This is a genomic window from Leifsonia sp. AG29, from assembly GCF_009765225.1.
In the GTDB taxonomy this organism is placed as follows: domain Bacteria; phylum Actinomycetota; class Actinomycetes; order Actinomycetales; family Microbacteriaceae; genus Leifsonia.
In genome coordinates, this window is record NZ_VMSF01000001.1 from 2,578,114 (window position 1) to 2,596,378 (window position 18,265).

Below are 18,265 nucleotides of genomic sequence, written 5' to 3' on the forward strand. Positions count from 1 at the left end.
GTAACGGACACCGGGCCACATTCAGCACGAACGTCGAGGAACAGCAGGCACAGGGCCACATTCGGCACGAATCTCGGGTCGGGTGGGCGCGCGGTAGCGAAGGGCGCGGCGCCACATTCGGCACGAATGTCGGGGAGGGGCGCGCGTGAGGCCACATTCGGCACGAATGTGGGGAGGGAGGGAGGGAGGGAGGGAGGGGAGGCGGCGAGGAAGGGGCGAGGAGCGGCGCGGGGGCGCGGGGCGGGGGCGCGAAAGCGCGCCGCACCCAGCACCCGTGGAGGGAGGCGGTGTCGAGTGTCAGGGGTCGGGTGGAGGATGGTCTGAATGGGCGACGTGCTGGAGCGGTTCTCCCCCGCGACCCGTGAGTGGTTCCGCGGGGCATTCGCCGCGCCCACGCCCGCGCAGGAGGGCGCCTGGGAGGCGATCTCGCACGGGCGGCACGCCCTCGTCATCGCGCCGACCGGTTCCGGCAAGACGTTGGCATCCTTTCTCTGGGCGATCGACCGGCTCGCCGCAGCACCGCGCCCGGCCGACGCCCGCCCCGGCACGCGGGTGCTCTACATCTCCCCGCTGAAAGCCCTCGGCGTCGATGTCGAGCGCAACCTCCGAGCACCGCTCGTCGGCATCACGCAGACTGCAAAGCGGCTCGGCTCCGACCCGCCCGCGGTCAGCGTCGGAGTGCGCTCGGGCGACACTCCGTCCGCAGACCGCCGCGCGCTGGTGAGCAGCCCGCCGGACATCCTCATCACGACGCCCGAGTCGCTCTTCCTGATGCTCACCTCGCAGGCCCGCGACACACTGCGGAGCGTCGAGACCGTCATCGTCGACGAGGTGCACGCCGTCGCGTCGACCAAGCGCGGCGCGCATCTCGCGCTGTCGCTCGAGCGGCTCGACCAGCTGCTGGCGGCGCCGGCCCAGCGCATCGGCCTGTCGGCGACCGTCCGGCCACCGGAGGAGGTGGCGCGCTTCCTCGGCGGCCGCGCACCCGTCGAGGTGGTCGCGCCTCCCGCCGGCAAGCGCTTCGACCTCCGCGTCGTGGTCCCCGTGGAGGACATGAGCGAGCTCGGCACCTCCACCTTCGCCAGCGACAACGACGACGGCTCCGGCCCGCAGACCGGGTCGATCTGGCCGCACGTCGAGGAGGCGATCGTCGATCGCGTGCTGGCGAACCGCTCCTCGATCGTCTTCGCGAACTCGCGGCGCCTCGCCGAGCGGCTCACGGCTCGCCTCAATGAGATCTACGAGGAGCGCGTGCTCGGCGGCACGGTCGACGAGGAGCAGCCCCGCCACGCCCCGGCGGAGCTGATGGGAGGCGCCGGACAGACCCGCGGGTCGCAGGCCGTCGCCGACGCCGAGACCCTCGTCCTCGCCCGCGCCCACCACGGCTCGGTGAGCAAGGAGCAGCGGGCCATCATCGAGGACGATCTGAAGTCGGGGCGCCTGCGCTGCGTGGTCGCGACCTCCAGCCTCGAGCTCGGCATCGACATGGGCGCGGTCGACCTGGTCGTCCAGGTGGAGGCGCCGCCGTCCGTCGCGAGCGGCCTCCAGCGGGTCGGGCGCGCCGGCCACCAGGTGGGCGAGGTGTCGCGGGGCGTCGTGTTCCCCAAGCACCGGGCCGACCTCATCCACTCCGCGGTGGCGACCGAGCGCATGGCCGCCGGGCTGATCGAGACGCTCCGCGTCCCCGCCAACCCGCTCGACATCCTCGCCCAGCAGACCGTCGCCGCGGCGGCGCTCGAGCCCATCGACGCCGACGACTGGTTCGACGCCGTCCGCCGCAGCGCCCCGTTCGCGACCCTCCCCCGCAGCGCCTACGACGCGACGCTCGATCTCCTGGCGGGCCGCTACCCCTCCGACGAGTTCGCCGAGCTGCGACCCCGCATCGTGTGGGACCGCGACTCCGGCACGATCACCGGGCGCCCGGGTGCCCAGCGGCTCGCGGTCACGAGCGGCGGCACGATCCCCGACCGCGGCCTCTTCGGCGTCTACATGGTCGGCGAGAAGGCCAGCCGGGTCGGCGAGCTCGACGAGGAGATGGTCTACGAGTCCCGCGTCGGCGACGTCTTCGCGCTCGGCTCCACCAGCTGGCGGATCCAGGAGATCACGCACGACCGCGTGCTCGTCACGCCCGCGTTCGGCGAGCCCGGGCGCCTCCCGTTCTGGAAGGGCGACGGCATCGGGCGGCCCGCCGAGCTCGGGGAGGCGGTCGGGAGGTTCATCCGCGAGCTCGGGAGCGCCTCCCCGGCCGATGCCGAACTCCGCTGCGTCGAAGCGGGGCTCGACGCTTGGGCGACGAGCAACCTGCTGGCTTTCCTCGCCGAGCAGAAGCAGGCGACCGGGCACATCCCGACCGACAAGACACTCGTCGTCGAGCGCTTCCGCGATGAGCTCGGCGACTGGCGTGTGGTCCTGCACTCCCCCTACGGCACGCAGGTGCATTCCCCCTGGGCTCTCGCCGTGCAGGCGCGCGTGCGCGAGCGCTACGGCGTCGACGCCGGGGCGATGGCCGCGGACGACGGCATCATCGTCCGGATCCCCGATACGGAGTCCCAGCCGCCCGGCGGGGAGCTGTTCGTGTTCGAGCCGCGCGAGCTCGAAGACATCGTCACCTCGGAGGTCGGCGGCTCGGCGCTGTTCGCGTCGCGGTTCCGGGAGTCGGCCGCGCGGGCCCTCCTCCTGCCCAAGTACAACCCGGGCAAGCGCTCACCGCTCTGGCAGCAGCGCCAGAAGGCCGCGCAGCTGCTCGACGTGGCCCGCAAGTACCCGAGCTTCCCGATCATCCTCGAGACGATCCGGGAGGTGCTCCAAGACGTCTACGACCTCCCGGCGCTCGGCGAGGTCACCCGCCAGATCGAGCAGCGGCGCATCCGGCTCGTCGAGACCAGCACCGACTCCGCGTCGCCGTTCGCGCGGTCGCTGCTGTTCGGTTACGTGGCCGCCTTCATGTACGAGGGCGACAGTCCCCTCGCCGAGCGGCGGGCCGCCGCCCTCTCGCTCGACGCCGGGCTCCTCGCCGAGCTGCTCGGGCGCGCCGAACTCCGGGAACTGCTCGACCCCGCCGTGATCGAGCGCGTCGAGCGGCAGCTGCAGCGGCTGTCGCCCGACCGCCGGGTGCGGGGCGTCGAGGGCGTCGCCGACCTGTTGCGGCTGCTCGGGCCGCTCTCGGTCGACGAGGTGGCCGCGCGGCTGCAGGGCGACGACGCCGGGGAGGCGGCGGCAGCGGCGGAGGCCGCGGCGGCGCCCACGATTGCCGAGGCGGCGGAGGCACCGGCAGCCGACGGCCCGCCGGTCGAGGAGCCCGCTCCCGAGGTCGAGCCCGCCCACGCCACCCGCGAGCGCGCCGCCGAGTACCTCTCGGCGCTCGTCGACGCGAAGCGCGCGCTGCCCGTGGGGATCGCCGGCGCACAGCGGTACGCCGCCATCGAGGACGCCAGCCGTCTCCGCGACGCTCTCGGCGTGCCCCTCCCGATCGGCGTGCCCACCGCCTTCATCGAGCCGGTCGACGACCCGCTCGGCGACCTCGTCAGCCGCTATGCGCGCACGCACGGCCCGTTCGAGACCGCCGAGATCGCGACACGGCTCGGGCTCGGCCCCGCCATCGTCCACGACGCGCTGCGGCGTCTCGCCCACGACGGCCGCGTGGTCGAGGGGGAGTTCCGTCCGCACGCGCACGGCTCGGAATGGAGCGATGCGGAGGTGCTCCGCCGTCTCCGGCGCCTGTCGCTCGCGGCGCTCCGGCAGGAGGTCGAACCGGTCGACACGCCGACCTTCGCGCGCTTCCTCCCCGACTGGCAGCACATCGGCTCGACCCTTCGCGGCGTCGATGCCGTCGCCTCCGTGATCGAGCAGCTCTCGGGCGCCCGGATCCCGGCCTCGGCCTGGGAGTCGCTGGTGCTGCCGAGCCGCGTCGCGGATTACAGCCCGACGATGCTCGACGAACTCACCGCCACCGGCGAGGTCATCTGGGCGGGCGACGGGTCACTCCCGGGCAATGACGGCTGGATGAGCCTCCACCTCGCCGACTCGGCGCCGCTCACCCTCGCCCCGCCGACCGAGCACGAACCGGACGACCTCCAGCGAAGCGTCCTCGCCGCGCTCGCCCGGGGCGGCGGCTACTTCTTCCGTCAGCTCTCCGACACGCTCGGAACCGAACGCGGCGCGCCCGTCGACGATGCCGACCTCGTCCGGGCGCTCTGGGATCTCGTCTGGGCGGGGCTCGTCACGAACGACACCCTCGCGCCGCTCCGGACGCTCACCGGAGGAGGGACGGCCGCCCACAAGCGCCCGCGGCAGCCGGCGAGATCCCGGATGTACCGCGGTCGGGTCGCGCCGCGATCCTCGACCATGGTCACCCGCATGGGACCCCCGACAGCTGCCGGTCGCTGGTCGCTCCTCCCGGACCGCGACCTCGACTCGACCGTCCGCGCGCACGCTCAGGCCGAGACGCTCCTCGACCGGTACGGCGTCGTCACCCGCGGCTCCGTGATGAACGAGGGGACACCGGGCGGGTTCGCGCTCGCCTACAAGGTGCTGAGCGGCTTCGAGGAGACCGGGCGCGCGCGTCGCGGATACTTCGTCGAGACGCTGGGAGGCGCCCAGTTCGCGACGGGCGCCACGGTGGACCGGCTCCGCTCCTTCTCGCGCGACCACACCCAGCCGCGCTCGTTCGACGCCGTCGCGGTGGCGGCCACCGACCCCGCCAACGCCTACGGCGCCGCGCTCCCGTGGCCCGCCGTCCCGGCCGAGAGCGGGACCGGGCATCGCCCCGGGCGCAAGGCCGGCGCACTGGTGGTGCTGGTCGACGGCGAGCTGGTGATCTACGTCGAACGCGGAGGCAAGAGCCTGCTGTGCTTCACCGACCTCGCCGACGAGGCCGCTGCTCCCACGCTGGCCGCCGCGGCCCGCGCCCTGGCCGGCCTGGTGACCTCACGCCGGGTCGACAAGCTCGCGATCGAGACCGTCAACGGGTCGCCGGTGCTCGGCACCGCCCTCGGAGACGCCCTCGGAGACGCCGGATTCCTGGCCACACCGCGCGGCCTGCGGCTGCGCTCATGAACCCGCACTGCGAGACCACTCCGAAGGCCGCGCATGCCTGAGGGCGACACCGTCTACCAGGCCGCGCGGCGCCTCCACCGCGCCCTCGCCGGGCGCGTGCTCACCGTCACCGACTTCCGCGTGCCCGCTTACGCGACCGTCGATCTCTCTGGGCAGCGGATGGACGAGGTGGTCAGCCGGGGCAAGCACCTCCTCATGCACGTCGGCGACCACGTGATCCACAGCCACCTGAAGATGGAGGGCACCTGGGAGGTGTACCCGCCGGACGGCCGGTGGCGTCACCCCGCGTACCAGGCACGCGCGGTCCTCCGCACCGAGGACGCCCAGGCGGTCGGCTTCCAGCTCGGGCTCCTCGAAGTCCTCCCGAGAAGCGCCGAGGCGGAGGCCGTGGGCTACCTGGGCCCGGACCTGCTCGGCCCCGACTGGGACGCCGAGGAGGCGATCCGTCGTCTGTCCGCGAACCCGGAGGCGCCCATCGCCGTCGCCCTGCTCGACCAGCGGAACCTCGCCGGGGTCGGCAACGTCTACGCCAACGAGATCTGCTTCGTGCGCGGGGTGCTCCCCACACGGCCCATCGCCGACGTGGATGTTCCCGCCGCGGTGTCGCTCGCCCACCGCATGCTGGTCGCGAACCGCGATCGCACCGTCCGGGTCACCACCGGCGACACCCGGCGCGGCCGGAACACGTGGGTCTACGGCCGGCAGGGGCAGCCGTGCCGCCGCTGCGGCACGCCGATCCGGCGGATCGAGCTCGGGCGCACCGAACTCGAGGAGCGCGTCACCTACTTCTGCCCCGTCTGCCAGACCTGACCGACGCCCGCACAGCGAGCGACGGGCCCGGCCCCTCGGAAAGGAACCGGGCCCGCTGACGCGCCGGTGAACGGCTTCGCTGGCGGCGAGCCGTCAGGCCGCCGCCTCCTCCTCGGTGTCCGCCTCGGCCGCGCGCACCCCGGCGAGCGCCGCCGACCACGACTCGAGCTGGTCGAACAGCGGCGTGAGAGCCGCCTCCTGCTGCGCCGTCGGCTTCAGCTGCCAGTTCTCGAAGTCGTGAGCGAGGCTCAGCCCGACGAACGCACTCACGGTCGCGACCTGCAGCTGCGACAGCACGAGGCGCAGGTGCTCGACGGCGCGCGCGCCCCCGTAGACGCCGTAGCTCACGAAGCCGGCCGCCTTGTTGTACCACTCGGCGCCGACGTAATCGATCGCGTTCTTCAGCGCGCCGGAGGTGCTGTGGTTGTACTCGGGCGTCACGAACAGGTAGCCGTCGAACTCGGCGATCTTCGCCGCCCACGCCTTGGTGTGCTCGCCGGCGTACTGCCCCATGGCCGCGGGGAGCGCCTCGTCGAGGTGCGGGAGGTTCCACTCGAGCAGGTCCACCAGCTCGTACTCGACGCCGTCGCGCTGCGAGGCGTGCTCGAACACCCAGCGGGCCACGGACTCGCCGTTCCGGCCGGGGCGGGTGCTTCCGATGATGATGGCGATCTTCGTCATGTCAGCCTTTCGATGAATGATGACGTGTCACCGATCCGCAACGACCTGGGCGGGCCGGCCATTCCCTCCCGGTCTGAAGATCCGCTCAGGACGGGCACCGTGCGAGGATGGCGTATGGCCTCCGCGCTGCCCCGAGAAGACCCTCGCCGCCTGAGCGGGCCCGAGGCGGAGCTGTTCCACGAGTTCTATCTGATGCGCCGGGGCTTCGACCGTGCGCTCGACCTCCAGCTGCAGCGCGACGACCGCGTGTCCATCTCCGAGATGGAGGTGCTCATGGCGCTCGTCCGGGCGCCCGGCCGCCGGCTGCGGGTGCGCGACATCGTGGCCCAGACCGGGTGGGAGAAGAGCCGCGTCTCGCACCAGGTCACGCGGATGGCGGCCCGGGGCCTCGTCGAACGTCAGGAGTGCTCGGAGGACCGCCGCGCCAGCTGGGTCCACCTGACGGGGGAAGGGCGGCGCGTGGTCGTCCATGCCCTCCCCGGCCACACCGCGACGATCAGGCGGGTGCTGTTCGACGCCCTGACCGATGAGCAGCGGGAGCAGCTGCTCGAGATCTCCCAGGCGATGACCGCCGCCATCCGCGGGGAGCAGAGCGGCGAGAGCTGCGACGAGGACGCTGCACAGACCGGCTGACCGACCCGAAATCCTGATGATTCATCGGGAACGCCGTCGGAAACCAGGATGTCCACAGCCTCCTCCCTTTAGCGTTCTGGATGTGCGACGCCCGAACTTCCCCGCGCCCGAACCCGGCGGACGCGACTCCTCCGAGCCGCCCACCGAGGTCTTCGGTCGCGCCTCCGCCCCCGACCCTCGCCGACCCGTGCGTGCGACGCGCCCGGTCGGGGCGCCCGCGTCGCGCCCGTCCGCACCCGCTGCCCCCGGGGACCGCCCGGCGTCGGCGGCGGGTGCAGGTGCGGGCGCGGAGAGCCTCTTCGGCCTCGGCGGCGGAAGCACCGGCGGCGGCCGCAACGGTGACGGAGGCGGCACCGGCGGCAACGGTGACGGAGGCGGCACGGGTGGTCCGGCCGGACGCCCCCCGAGGCGGCGCAAGCGCACCAAGCGCATCATCGCCTGGACGGCGGCCGCTCTCGCGGTGATCCTCGTCGTCCTCGGCGGTTACGCGGCCTACAGCTACTTCCGCTTCGTGGGCGGCGTCAAGCACGTCGACGTGATCAGCAAGACCGGTAACGACGTGGACGGCCAGGATCAGAACATCCTGCTCGTCGGCGACGACCACCGGCCCGACAACGCGACCCCGCAGGAGATGGCGCAGCTGAGCACCACCCAGGACGGCGGCGGGACCAACACGGACACGATGATGATCCTGCACATCCCCGCGAACGGGAAGTCGGCGACCCTCATCTCGCTCCCCCGCGACTCGTGGGTCGACGTGCCGGGTCACGGCATGAACAAGCTGAACTCCGCCTTCTCCCTGGGAGGCGGCGGGAGCGACCCGAAGTCGGGAGCGAAGCTGCTCATCCAGACGGTTCAGAACCTCACGGGCCTGAGCATCGACCACTACGTCCGGGTGTCCCTCCTCGGGTTCTACACGATCGCCAAGGCCCTCGGGCCGGTGCAGGTGTGCCTCAACGACGCCGTCGACGACCCGTACTCGGGCGCGAACTTCCCGAAGGGAGTCTCCACCCTGAACGCGCAGCAGGCGCTGTCGTTCGTGCGTCAGCGGCACGGGCTCCCCCGCGGCGACCTCGACCGCGTGGTGCGCCAGCAGTACTTCCTCTCGGTGGAGGCGCACAAGTTCCTGTCCGCCGGCACGCTGCTGAACCCGGCGAAGCTGACGAACACCCTCGACGCGGTCAGCGGCTCGCTCGAGACCGACCCGGGCCTCAACTTCCTGCAGCTCGCGGCGCAGCTCCAGGGCCTCACGGGCGGCCACATCCAGTCGGCCACGATCCCGATCTCGGGCACGCCGACGATCACGGTCGACGGCTCGGACATCTCGATCGTCCAGGTCGACACGGCGGCGATGCCGGCGTTCATCCAGAGCATCATGGGTACGCCCACCGCCTATGACAACGCCCAGCCGGCCAAGCCCGCCGACACGACGGTGACGGTCCTCAACGGCGGCAGCCAGAACGGCGCGGCCACAACGGCCACGCAGACGCTCGCGGCCGCGGGCTTCAAGACCGGCACGCCGGGCGACGCGACCACGCGGGCCACCACCGTCATCCAGTACAAGTCGGGCCAGGAGGCGCAGGCGAAGGCCGTCGCCGCCTACCTGCCGGGTGCCGCGGTCCAGCAGACGGACAGCGTGAGCACGGTGACCGTCGTCCTCGGGGACGACGGCATCATGCCGGCAGCGCCGTCCAGCGGCGGCTCCAGCGCAGGCTCCGGAGGGAGCTCGGGTCAGAGCGCGTCGCAGGCGCCCGCCCCGGCCCCCACGCCGAGCGGGCCGGCCACCAACTACAGCGACAAGGTCTGCATCAACTGACGCCTGCGCTCAGTCGAACAGCCTCCGGAACACGTTGGTGTCGGCGAGATCGATCAGTTCGTCGCCCCGCCCGGACATGATCGTGCGCAGCGCGTAGAGGGTGAAGCCCGCGACCTGCTTGGCCGTGATCGCCGGTGGGATGCTGAGCTCCTGACGCGCCGTCACCACGTCGACGAGCGCGGGCCCGTCGTGGGCGAACGCGGTCCGCAGCGCGCCCTCGAGCTCATCCGGCTTCTCGACGCGCTGGCCGTGGATGCCCATCGCCTGCGCGACGGCGGCGAAGTCGGGGTTGTCGAGCTGCGTACCGAAGTTGACGAAGCCCGCCGCCTTCATCTCCACCTCGACGAAGTTGAGGGAGGAGTTGTTGAAGACGACGACCTTCACCGGGAGGCGGTTCTGCCGGAGGGTGAGGAGCTCCCCGAGCAGCATCGACAGGCCGCCGTCACCGGAGAGCGCGATCACCTGGCGGCCGGGGAAGGCGCTCTGAGCACCGATGGCCTGCGGCAGGGCGTTCGCCATCGACCCGTGGGTGAAGGAGCCGATGAGCCTCCGCGCCCCGTTCATGCGCAGATACCTCGCAGCCCAGACGACCGGCGAGCCGACGTCCGGGATGAAGACCGCGTCGTCGCTCGAGAGCTCGCTGACCAGCCTGGCCAGATATTGCGGATGGATCGGCGTGCGGTTGCGGTCGTTGACCGCGAGGTCGTCCAGGCTCTTGCGGGCGCGCCCGTAGTGCTGCAGCGACGAGTCGAGGTGCTTGCGGTCCGAGCGCTTCCGGATCAGCGGGAGGAGCGCCTCCACGGTGTCGCGGACGCTGCCGACGAGCGCCACATCGAGCGGCACCCGGCGCCCGAGGTTCTCGCCGCGGAGGTCGACCTGGATGATCTTCGCCTTCGACGGGTAGAACTGCTGGTACGGGAAGTCGGTGCCCAGCATGAGGAGCGCGTCGCACGCCTCCATGGCCCGGTAGCCGGAGGAGAAGCCGAGCAGACCGGTCATGCCGACGTCGTAGGGGTTGTCGTACTCGACGAACTCCTTGCCGCGCATGGCGTGCACGACGGGCGCCTGCAGTCTCGCCGCGATGGCGACGAGCTGGTCGTGCGCGCCCTCGGTGCCGGCCCCGGCGAGGATGGTCACGCGGCGCGCGTCGTTGAGGATCTCGGCCGCTCCCGCCAGCTCGGCGTCGGTCGGCCGCGTCACGCGCGGCGAGTAGGTGATCGGCGCGGACTTGGCACGGCCCGCGCTGTCCGCCAGGAAGATCTCGCCGGGGACGACGATCACGGCGACTCCGCGCTTCTCGACCGCCGTGCGCATCGCGATCTCGAGGATGCGCGGCATCTGGTCCGCCTGGCTGACGAGCTCGACGTACACCGCCGCCTCGCCGAAGACCTCACGCGGGTGCGTCTCCTGGAAGTACCCGCTGCCGATCTCGGGGCCAGGGATCTGCGCGGCGATCGCGAGCACCGGCACGCGGCTCCGGTTCGCGTCGTAGAGGCCGTTGATCAGGTGGGTGTTGCCCGGTCCGCAGCTGCCGGCGCAGACGGCCAGGCCGCCGGTGAGCGCGGCCTCCGCACCGGCGGCGAACGCCGCGGACTCCTCGTGGCGGACGTGCTCCCACGTCAGGGCGCCGTCGCTGCGGCGGATCGCGTCGGTGAACCCGTTGAGGGAGTCTCCGGGGATCCCGTAGACCCGGCTCACTCCGGCGTCCCGGAGGATCTCGACGATGGTGTCGGCGACGGTGGGCATGGGTCCTTCCCTTCGATCGGCGGGCGCCGCCGGCCTGTGGAGGCGACAGGGGCGACGGTCGCCACGCTACCCCGCTCCACCGGGGCGCGGACAAGACCCGACAGCGCACTCGCCGGGCCGGGACAGGGCGCTACTGTTGACCCGTCATGGTCATTCAGGCTCGCGCTCAGCTCACGCGCGACACGATCGTCGCGGGGGCCGCGACCGTCTTCGGCAACCGCGGCTACGGGCTCTCGTCGATCGCCGACATCGCCGCCGAGGCCGGCGCCACCAAGGGGGCGCTGTACTTCCACTTCTCGTCGAAGGACGAGCTCGCCCGCGCCGTCATCGAGGAGCAGCACACGCGCACCATGACGGCCGCGGCGGAGATCATGCAGGAGGGGCGTCCCGGGCTCGAGACGATGGTGCTGCTCAGCCGCAGGCTCGCCCTGCAGATCCTCGAGGACCCGGTGGTGCAGGCCGGGATCCGGCTCACGACGGACGTGTCCTCGTTCGAGCATCCCGTCTCCGAGCCGTGCCGCGACTGGCTCGAGACGGCGGAGGACCTGTTCGCGCGCAGCGTGCGCGAGGGAGACCTGGCCCCGACGGTCGACGTGGGCGAGCTCGCGTACGTCATCGTGGCCGCCTTCACGGGCGTGCAGCTCGTCTCGCACACGCTGACCGGCCGCGCCGACCTGCTCGAGCGGGTGCGCCTGCTGTGGCGCGTCCTCCTGCCCGGCATCGTCGTGCCCGAGCGCCTGGAGGCTCTGAGAGCTCTCCCCGACCTCGTCGTCGACGGCGAACCGGCGATCGGCTGACCCCGGGAGTGCCCGGCCGCCGCGCCCCCGCGCAGCGACCGGGCCCTCGCCCCCTGGACGGCCCCCTGCCGTTGGTCCGAGTATACCTCAGTAACCGGACGATCGGTTTGTTTTTTTCGAAGCGTGCCCCCGGGTCGACGCCGGAGACTCCCGACTTCGCCGGTTACACTCGCCGTGGGGGCCGCGGGCGCGGCTGAGGTTCGGGGAGGCGCCGATGGCGGCACGGAAGAAGAACGCTAAGCGGGCGACGATGCGCCTCGTCTACATCGACTTCTGGTCGGCGCTCAAGATCTCGTTCCTCGTCAGTCTCGTCGTGGCCGTGGTCACGGTCGTCGTCGGCCTGCTGCTGTGGTGGGCGCTGGACCGCTTCGGCGTGGTCCACAGCGCGCAGACCTTCCTGGAGGGCATCGCCGGCTCGAACGGTGCCGGGCTGGTCGCGGGGCTGACCTTCCCCAACGTGATGACCTTCACCCTCGTCGTCGCGCTGCTCGAGGTGATCGTCGTCTCGGCGCTCGGTGCCATCCTCGCCGCACTGTTCACCCTGGCCGTTCAGGTGGTCGGCGGCTGGAAGGTCACGTTCGGGAGCGACTGACCTCGCTCGCCGCCTCCCGGCGCGTGAGCTCCAGGCCCCCGACGAGGAGATCGACCCCGAAGGCGAACGAGGCCGCGGAGTCGGATTCGTCGAGCGGTGAAGCGGGAGCCTCGCCCGTCGCGAGAACGCCGATGCTGTCGTACTGGATCCGCTGCTGCTCGTGCGAGACGTGCCCGAGCAGGAAGTGCAGCAGAGCGGTCCCCGCGCGGTCGGCGGTCTCGTCGTCGAAACCCCCCGAGCGGACGGCCGACGTGAGCCGTTGGAGCGCCCTCCCTTCCCCGAGCCCGAGCGCGTAGGTGCTCGCCACCACCTCCGCTCCGTCGCGGTACGCGAGCAGCGAGTCGCGCAGAGCCGACGCCTCCACCCGGACACGCTCGGCCCAGGGAGCATCGGCGGCCGACTGGAGGGCCGGTCCCCGCATCACGATGCGATCGGCGAGCTCGGCGAGGAGCGTCTGCTTGTTGGGGAAGTGCCAGTAGAGGGCGCTGGGCTGCACGTCGAGAGCAGCCGCGAGCCTCCGCATGGTCAGGTCGGGGAGGCCGACATCGTCGAGGATGCGCAGCGCCGTCTCCGCCACGTCTTCCCGGGTGTGCCGCCGCCCGCTTCCGTTCCCTGCCACAGCATCACTATAGTGAACACCGTTCAGGTGAACAGCGTTCAGGTGAAGGAAGCCCTCATGACCGACTCCCCCCGCAGCACAGAGACCACCGCCTCCCGCGGCGGCGCACGCCTCGCCGCGCGCCGGCTGGATGCGACCGACATCGCCCGCGTCGCCGTGTGCGCCGCGATCGTCGCCGTCCTCGGCCTCCCCGGCGGGTTCACCGTCTTCGGGGCCGTCCCGATCACCGCTCAGACGCTCGGGGTCATGCTCGCCGGCGCGCTCCTCGGGCCGGCGCTCGGCGCGCTGTCGATGGCCGTGCTGCTCGCGCTCGTCGCTGCGGGCCTCCCGCTGCTCGCCGGCGGACGCGGCGGGATCGGCGTCTTCGCCGGGCCGTCGGTCGGGTACCTCCTCGGCTGGGTGGCGGGCGCCGCCGTGATCGGGCTGATCGTCCACGCGGGCAGCCGGAAGCCGGTGCTCTGGCGGACAGCTCTCGGCATCGTCGTCGGCGGCATCCTCGTCGTCTACGCGTTCGGCATTCCCCTCCAGAGCCTGATCACGCGCCTCCCGTTGCCCGCCACCGCGCTGTCCAGCCTCGTGTTCGTCCCCGGCGACCTCATCAAGGCGGCGATCGCCTCCGCGATCGTGATGACGCTCGTGCGGGCGTATCCGCGGGCGTTCCGCCGCGCCTGGACCCCGGCGTCGCCCGCTTCGCCCGAGCGGGACGCCCAGCCCGTCGCATGACGGCGCTCGTCCCGCTGCGCGACGACGACCCCGCTCTTCTCGACCGCGTCGGGGAGGCGAAGGGGCGCGACGACGTGCCGCTCGTGCTCGACAGCCGGGCGCCGGCGGCGCAGACCGCTGCGGCCGTCGCCGCGGCCTCCCGGGCCGACCTCGGCGGGATCGGCTGGGCGGCGCTCACATCGGGGAGCAGCGGAAGTCCCCGGGTCGTGCTGCGCACCGATCGCTCCTGGGCGGCGTCCTTCGCGACCGTCGCGCGCCTCCTGGATGCGGGGCCGGATGACGCCGTGGCCCTGACCGCGCCGGCCTCCTCCTCGCTCACCCTCTTCTCGCTGGCGCACGCGCTCGGTGGCGGACCTCGGCCCCTCCTCCGCGACCACAGCGCTGCAACATGTTTTCATGGGACGCCGGAGGGTCTGCGCCGCCTGGTCGAATCCGGCACCGCTCCGCACCTGCGTTCCGCGCTGGTCGGCGGCTCGCGCCTCGACCCGGAGCTGCGCGTCGCGGCCGAGACGGCAGGCATTCGGGTGACCTCGTACTACGGCGCCGCGGAGCTCTCCTTCGTGGCCATCGACCGCGGCGACGGGCTGGTTCCGTTCCCCGGAGTCGAGGTCGAGCTGCGGGACGGCGACGTGTGGGTGCGCTCGGGATTCGTCGCGTCGGGCTACGCGGGCGCGCCGGGCCCGCTGCGACGCGAGGGCGCGTGGGCCACGGTCGGGGACCGGGCGGAGTGGGGCGGCGCGGAGGGACGCGGCGATCGCCTGCGCCTGCTCGGCCGCGCGGACGACGCGATCCTGAGCGCCTCCGCGACGATCGTGCCCGACGAGGTCGAGGGCGCGCTGCGGTCCGTGCCGGGCGTCCGTGACGCCGTCGTGTTCGGGCTGCCCGTCAGTCGCGTCGGCTCGCTCGTCGCCGCGATGATCGAGCCGGAGGGCGCCTCCCCGTCGCTGGCGGAACTGCGTGCGCGAGCCGCCGAACGGCTGGCGCCGGCGCACCGTCCGCGCCGGTGGTTCGCCGGCGAGCTGCCGCGGACCGCCTCCGGGAAGCCGGCGCGCGCCGAGGCTGTCCGCCGCGTGCTGGCCGGGGAGGTGCGGGCTCTTGAGCGTTGACGGCATCCGGGAGGCGCCCGTCATCGTCTCCGCGCGGCGCACGCCGATCGGCACCCGCGGCCGCGCGTTCGCCAACCTCCGCGTGGAGGAGCTGGCTGCGCCCGTCCTGCGGGCCGCGCTCGAGGACGCCGAAGGCGCGATGGGCGCACCGGTGGAGGTAGCGGACGTCGTGCTCGGCAACTGCATGGGCCCGGGCGGCAACCCGGCCCGCGTCAGCGCCCTCGCCGCCGGCCTCGACGCATCAGTGCCGGGAGGGACGGTCGACCGGCAGTGCGGAAGCGGCCTCGCCGCGATCATCGACGCCGCGACCGCCATCCGTGGCGGCGACCGGCGCCCCCGGCTCGCTGGAGGCGTCGAGAGCGCCTCCACATCACCGGTGCGCTCGGTGGACGGCGTCCCATACGACAGGGCGCCCTTCGCCCCGGCGGGCTTTCCCGACCCCGACATGACGCGCGCCGCGGAGGACCTCGCCGTGCGCGACGGCTTGAGTCGCGAGCGCTTGGACGCGCACGCAGCGCGGTCGCACGCGCGGGCTCGGCGAGCCCTCGCGGAGGGGCGCTTCGCCGCCGAGCTCGTCCCCCTCGCGGGACTCGACCACGACGACGCCATCGGCACCGCGGACCGGCTGCTTCCGCGTCTGGCGCCGCTCTTCCCGGGCGGATCGCTGACGGCCGGGACCTCGACGCGCATCGGCGACGGCGCGGCGGCCGTCGTGGTCGCGCCTCCCAGCAGCGGTCCGGGGCTGGCCGTGCGCGCATCCGCATTCGTCGGCAGCGACCCGGCATTTCCCGGCCTCGGTGCGGCGCCGGCGATCGAGAGCGCGCTCTCGCTTGCGGGACTGAGCGCGAGAGACCTCGCGGCGGTCGAACTGGTGGAGGCGTTCGCCTCCCAGAGCATCGCGGTGCTGCAGCGCCTCGGCATCGACGACGACGACCCGCGGGTGTGCGCCGACGGAGGCGCGCTCGCTCTCGGCCACCCATGGGGAGCCAGCGGGGCCGTGGCGGTGGTTCGGCTGTTCAGCCGGCTGGTGCGGTCGGGCGCTCCCGCCGGCACCGTCGGGCTGGCCGCAGCGTCGGTCGGAGGCGGCCTCGGCGTGGCCGCCGTGCTGGAGGTCGTCCGATGAGTGCGCTGCACCTGCGCGGAGCCCGCGTGCGCCTCGACGAGGTCACGGCGCTGAACGACGTGACCGTCGACCTCGATGCCCGCAGGATCGCCGTGATCGGCGAGAACGGGTCGGGCAAGTCGACGTTCGCGCGCCTCCTGGGCGGGCTCGTCGCGGCCTCCGGCGGGGAGGTCAGCGTGCTCGGGCTCGATCCGGCCCGCCAGGCGTCCGAGCTGCGCCGTCGGGTGGCCTTCGTCTTCAGCAACCCGGACGCTCAGATCATCATGCCGACCGTCGCCGAGGACGTCGCCTTCTCCCTGCGCGCCGAGAAGCTGTCTCGGGAGGCGGCGGGCGCGCGCGTCGCGGACGCCCTCGCCCGCTTCGGGCTGAGCGCCCTCGCGGACCGTCCCTCCCACTCGCTCTCCGGCGGCCAGAAGCAGTTGCTCGCGCTCTGCGGCGCCTTCATCCGGAACCCCGAACTCGTCATCGCCGACGAGCCGACCGCCTACCTCGATGCCCGGAACGCCAGGCGCGTCGCCGGTCACCTCTTCGACGGCGAGCACCGCCTGGTGCTCGTGACCCACGACCTCGAACTGGCGAAGCGCTGCGACACGGCGGTGCTCTTCGCCGGAGGGACGATCAGCGCCGTCGGCGACCCCTCGGAGATCGTGGAGGGGTACGAGGCGCTGCTCGACGAAGGCGGCGTGCCGTGCTGACGTCGTACCGCCCCGGCTCGGGCGCCCTGCACCGCATGCCGACCGGGCCGAAGCTTCTGCTCGTCATGGTGGTCGTCCTCGGGGTCTCGTTCCTCCCCTCCACCTGGGCCGCGGCCGGCGCATGCGGTGCGCTCCCGGTGCTCGCCTATGCGCTCGCCGGCCTCGGCGACGGAGCCGGGGGGATGCGCGAACTCGGCCGCCAGCTGATCGCGGTCCGGTGGGTCATCGTCGTCACGGCTGCGGGGCAGCTGCTGTTCCTTCCGGTGGAGGCGGCGGTGGCGAACACTGCGCGCGTGACGGCGGTGATCGTGCTCGCGTCCCTCCTCGTGCTCACGACGCGGGTGTCGGACCTGCTGGATACGATCGAGAAGGCGATTGGACCGCTCTCGTTGCTTCGGATCGACCCGGCGCGCACGGCGCTGCTGCTGACGGTGACGCTCAGCACGGTGCCGGTGCTCGCGGGGCTTGCGAAGCAGGTGAGAGAGGCGCAGCGGGCTCGCGGCGGACGCGCGGGGTTGCGGGCGTTCGCCGTGCCGTTCCTAGTGGTGGCGTTCAAGCACGCGGACGAGCTCGGGGATGCGTTGACGGCGAGAGGAGTGCGGTGAGCGGGGGGACACGGGTGAGCGGGGGGCAGGCGCGCGGGGTCGGCGGCGGAGTCGCGGCGGGCGGCGGTATCCGGGTGCTCGGTGCGGTCGTGGATGACCAGACGCGGTGCACGCACTACCGGACGGAGCTCGACGTCATCGCGATCCGCTTCGCCTGCTGCGGCGAGTACTACCCGTGTCACGCGTGCCACGCGGAAGCGGCCGGCCACCCGGCGCGGCAGTGGCCCGTCGAGGACCGCGGCGAGAAGGCGGTGCTCTGCGGCGTGTGCCGGACCGAACTCACGATCGAGCGCTACCTCGGCGTGGACGCCTGTCCGGCGTGCGGTGCGGCCTTCAACCCGGGGTGCAAGCTGCATACCGGGCTCTACTTCGAGGAGTGACGGGGGCGGAGGTTGCGCCTGCGCCTCCGCTGCCGGGGCTCGAGGTGCGGTTGCTGGTTCGGGCTCCGTCTTGGGCGGTGCGGCCGCGTGAGCGGTCACACATGGCCCCCGGTGTCGCGTCGCCGCGCTGCCGCGGCTGTCTGGCGGCGTGAACGGTCACCAATGGCCCCTTCAGCCTCGTCATGACGCCGCGAGGGGGCCACAGGTGACGGTTCAACCGTTCAACGGAGCGGGAGGCTGTGGATAAGCCACCCCCAGAGGGGCAGCCGGGCGGACGAGCCGCGAACCGCGCCGCAACGTCTCGGCCGTCGCCTCAACCGAGCTCGCCGGCCGTCCTCTGGGCCGTCGCATCAACCGAGCTCGCCGGCCTGCGGCCCGGCCGCCTACCTCCTTGCCTGCGCGATCACCCGCCTGAACGGTCACTTGTGGCCCCCTCACCCTCGCCCGGGCGCCCTGACGGGGCCATTAGTGACGGGTCGACCGTTCAACAGCGCGGGAGGCTGTGGATACGCCGCGCCCGAGGAGCAGCCGGGCGGACGAGCCGCGAACCGCGCCGCAACGTCTCGGCCGTCCGCTCAATCGAGCTCGGCGGCCCTCCCCTCGGTCGGCGCCCGGCCTCCACCTCTTCCTGCACGGTCGCGCGCCTGAACGGTCGCTAATGGCCCCCTCACCCTCGTCCGGAAGCCCTGAGGGGGCCATTAGTGACGGTTCAACTGTTCAACAGCGCAGGAGGCTGTGGATAAGCCACCCCCAGAGGGGCAGCCGGGCGGACGAGCCGCGCACCGCGCCGCAACGTCTCGGCCGTCGCCTCAATCGAGCTCGCCGGCCCCTCCCCTCGGTCGGCGCCTCACCCGGGCCCGTCGACCCGCGGCCCCGCCGTCTGC

15 protein-coding genes are annotated in these 18,265 nt (G+C 72.8%); 12 read left to right on the plus strand and 3 right to left on the minus strand.

Going from position 1 to position 18,265, the window contains the following annotated elements:
- Nucleotides 1-324: 324 nt before the first annotated feature.
- Both FPT20_RS12460 and FPT20_RS12465 read left to right on the plus strand, forming a co-directional pair.
- The gene (locus FPT20_RS12460; protein WP_158865718.1) at nt 325-5,055 is read left to right on the plus strand and encodes an Lhr family ATP-dependent helicase; all 4,731 of its coding nucleotides are present in this window, start codon (nt 325-327) and stop codon (nt 5,053-5,055) included.
- A 33-nt stretch (nt 5,056-5,088) separates the two neighbouring features.
- Complete coding sequence (locus FPT20_RS12465) at nt 5,089-5,865, plus strand: DNA-formamidopyrimidine glycosylase family protein (RefSeq protein WP_158865720.1); 777 nt, start codon at nt 5,089-5,091, stop codon at nt 5,863-5,865.
- A gap of 93 nt (nt 5,866-5,958) precedes the next feature.
- Here the strand turns inward: FPT20_RS12465 and FPT20_RS12470 are convergent, their stop codons facing one another.
- On the minus strand, nt 5,959-6,546 hold the full coding sequence (locus FPT20_RS12470; protein ID WP_158865722.1) for an NADPH-dependent FMN reductase: 588 nt from the start codon (nt 6,544-6,546) through the stop codon (nt 5,959-5,961).
- A gap of 114 nt (nt 6,547-6,660) precedes the next feature.
- Between FPT20_RS12470 and FPT20_RS12475 the strand changes: the two genes are divergently transcribed.
- Both FPT20_RS12475 and FPT20_RS12480 read left to right on the plus strand, forming a co-directional pair.
- Nucleotides 6,661-7,179 (plus strand): MarR family winged helix-turn-helix transcriptional regulator, encoded by a 519-nt coding sequence (locus tag FPT20_RS12475; RefSeq protein WP_158865724.1) that lies wholly within the window; start codon nt 6,661-6,663, stop codon nt 7,177-7,179.
- Between the two features lie 82 nt (nt 7,180-7,261).
- Complete coding sequence (locus FPT20_RS12480; protein WP_158865726.1) at nt 7,262-8,995, plus strand: LCP family protein; 1,734 nt, start codon at nt 7,262-7,264, stop codon at nt 8,993-8,995.
- Between the two features lie 9 nt (nt 8,996-9,004).
- Here FPT20_RS12480 and poxB read toward each other — a convergent pair whose 3' ends face one another.
- Nucleotides 9,005-10,741 carry a ubiquinone-dependent pyruvate dehydrogenase gene (poxB, locus tag FPT20_RS12485; protein WP_158865728.1) on the minus strand — a complete coding sequence of 579 codons (1,737 nt, stop codon included), beginning with the start codon at nt 10,739-10,741 and terminating at the stop codon, nt 9,005-9,007.
- 146 nt (nt 10,742-10,887) lie between these two features.
- On the opposite strand from poxB, the gene FPT20_RS12490 reads away from it, so the two are divergent.
- Together FPT20_RS12490 and FPT20_RS12495 are read left to right on the plus strand one after the other, a co-directional pair.
- Nucleotides 10,888-11,538 (plus strand): ScbR family autoregulator-binding transcription factor, encoded by a 651-nt coding sequence (locus FPT20_RS12490; protein ID WP_158865730.1) that lies wholly within the window; start codon nt 10,888-10,890, stop codon nt 11,536-11,538.
- Between the two features lie 214 nt (nt 11,539-11,752).
- Nucleotides 11,753-12,130, plus strand: a complete 378-nt coding sequence (locus FPT20_RS12495; RefSeq protein WP_158865732.1) for a DUF3566 domain-containing protein — start codon at nt 11,753-11,755, stop codon at nt 12,128-12,130.
- On the opposite strand, the gene FPT20_RS12500 is transcribed toward FPT20_RS12495, so the two are convergent.
- Complete coding sequence (locus tag FPT20_RS12500; RefSeq protein ID WP_158865734.1) at nt 12,111-12,749, minus strand: TetR/AcrR family transcriptional regulator C-terminal domain-containing protein; 639 nt, start codon at nt 12,747-12,749, stop codon at nt 12,111-12,113. The two genes, FPT20_RS12495 and FPT20_RS12500, sit on opposite strands and share 20 nt — an antisense overlap.
- Before the next feature lie 57 nt (nt 12,750-12,806).
- On the opposite strand from FPT20_RS12500, the gene FPT20_RS12505 reads away from it, so the two are divergent.
- The 6 genes from FPT20_RS12505 to FPT20_RS12530 are packed head-to-tail and all read left to right on the plus strand — an operon-like array spanning nt 12,807 to nt 17,381.
- Nucleotides 12,807-13,472 (plus strand): biotin transporter BioY, encoded by a 666-nt coding sequence (locus FPT20_RS12505; RefSeq protein ID WP_158865737.1) that lies wholly within the window; start codon nt 12,807-12,809, stop codon nt 13,470-13,472.
- The gene (locus FPT20_RS12510) at nt 13,469-14,578 is read left to right on the plus strand and encodes a class I adenylate-forming enzyme family protein (protein ID WP_158865739.1); all 1,110 of its coding nucleotides are present in this window, start codon (nt 13,469-13,471) and stop codon (nt 14,576-14,578) included. The genes FPT20_RS12505 and FPT20_RS12510 overlap by 4 nt, the downstream gene beginning before the upstream one ends.
- Nucleotides 14,568-15,701 (plus strand): thiolase family protein, encoded by a 1,134-nt coding sequence (locus tag FPT20_RS12515; protein ID WP_233265508.1) that lies wholly within the window; start codon nt 14,568-14,570, stop codon nt 15,699-15,701. Before FPT20_RS12510 ends, FPT20_RS12515 begins: the two co-directional genes overlap by 11 nt.
- Nucleotides 15,698-16,396: an energy-coupling factor ABC transporter ATP-binding protein gene (locus tag FPT20_RS12520; protein WP_158865741.1), complete on the plus strand. Its 699-nt coding sequence runs from the start codon at nt 15,698-15,700 to the stop codon at nt 16,394-16,396. Before FPT20_RS12515 ends, FPT20_RS12520 begins: the two co-directional genes overlap by 4 nt.
- Nucleotides 16,390-17,001 carry an energy-coupling factor transporter transmembrane component T family protein gene (locus tag FPT20_RS12525; protein ID WP_158865743.1) on the plus strand — a complete coding sequence of 204 codons (612 nt, stop codon included), beginning with the start codon at nt 16,390-16,392 and terminating at the stop codon, nt 16,999-17,001. The genes FPT20_RS12520 and FPT20_RS12525 overlap by 7 nt, the downstream gene beginning before the upstream one ends.
- On the plus strand, nt 16,998-17,381 hold the full coding sequence (locus FPT20_RS12530) for a CHY zinc finger protein (RefSeq protein ID WP_325064791.1): 384 nt from the start codon (nt 16,998-17,000) through the stop codon (nt 17,379-17,381). The genes FPT20_RS12525 and FPT20_RS12530 overlap by 4 nt, the downstream gene beginning before the upstream one ends.
- Nucleotides 17,382-18,265: the final 884 nt, after the last annotated feature.

What these genes read in the sequence shown, in the direction of transcription:
- FPT20_RS12460 (WP_158865718.1), top strand. Translation starts at nt 325, where the DNA reads ATGGGCGACGTGCTGGAGCGGTTCTCCCCCGCGACCCGTGAGTGGTTC.
- FPT20_RS12465 (WP_158865720.1), top strand. Translation starts at nt 5,089, where the DNA reads ATGCCTGAGGGCGACACCGTCTACCAGGCCGCGCGGCGCCTCCACCGC.
- FPT20_RS12470 (WP_158865722.1), bottom strand. Translation starts at nt 6,546, where the DNA reads ATGACGAAGATCGCCATCATCATCGGAAGCACCCGCCCCGGCCGGAAC.
- FPT20_RS12475 (WP_158865724.1), top strand. Translation starts at nt 6,661, where the DNA reads ATGGCCTCCGCGCTGCCCCGAGAAGACCCTCGCCGCCTGAGCGGGCCC.
- poxB (WP_158865728.1), bottom strand. Translation starts at nt 10,741, where the DNA reads ATGCCCACCGTCGCCGACACCATCGTCGAGATCCTCCGGGACGCCGGA.
- FPT20_RS12490 (WP_158865730.1), top strand. Translation starts at nt 10,888, where the DNA reads ATGGTCATTCAGGCTCGCGCTCAGCTCACGCGCGACACGATCGTCGCG.
- FPT20_RS12495 (WP_158865732.1), top strand. Translation starts at nt 11,753, where the DNA reads ATGGCGGCACGGAAGAAGAACGCTAAGCGGGCGACGATGCGCCTCGTC.
- FPT20_RS12505 (WP_158865737.1), top strand. Translation starts at nt 12,807, where the DNA reads ATGACCGACTCCCCCCGCAGCACAGAGACCACCGCCTCCCGCGGCGGC.
- FPT20_RS12510 (WP_158865739.1), top strand. Translation starts at nt 13,469, where the DNA reads ATGACGGCGCTCGTCCCGCTGCGCGACGACGACCCCGCTCTTCTCGAC.
- FPT20_RS12520 (WP_158865741.1), top strand. Translation starts at nt 15,698, where the DNA reads ATGAGTGCGCTGCACCTGCGCGGAGCCCGCGTGCGCCTCGACGAGGTC.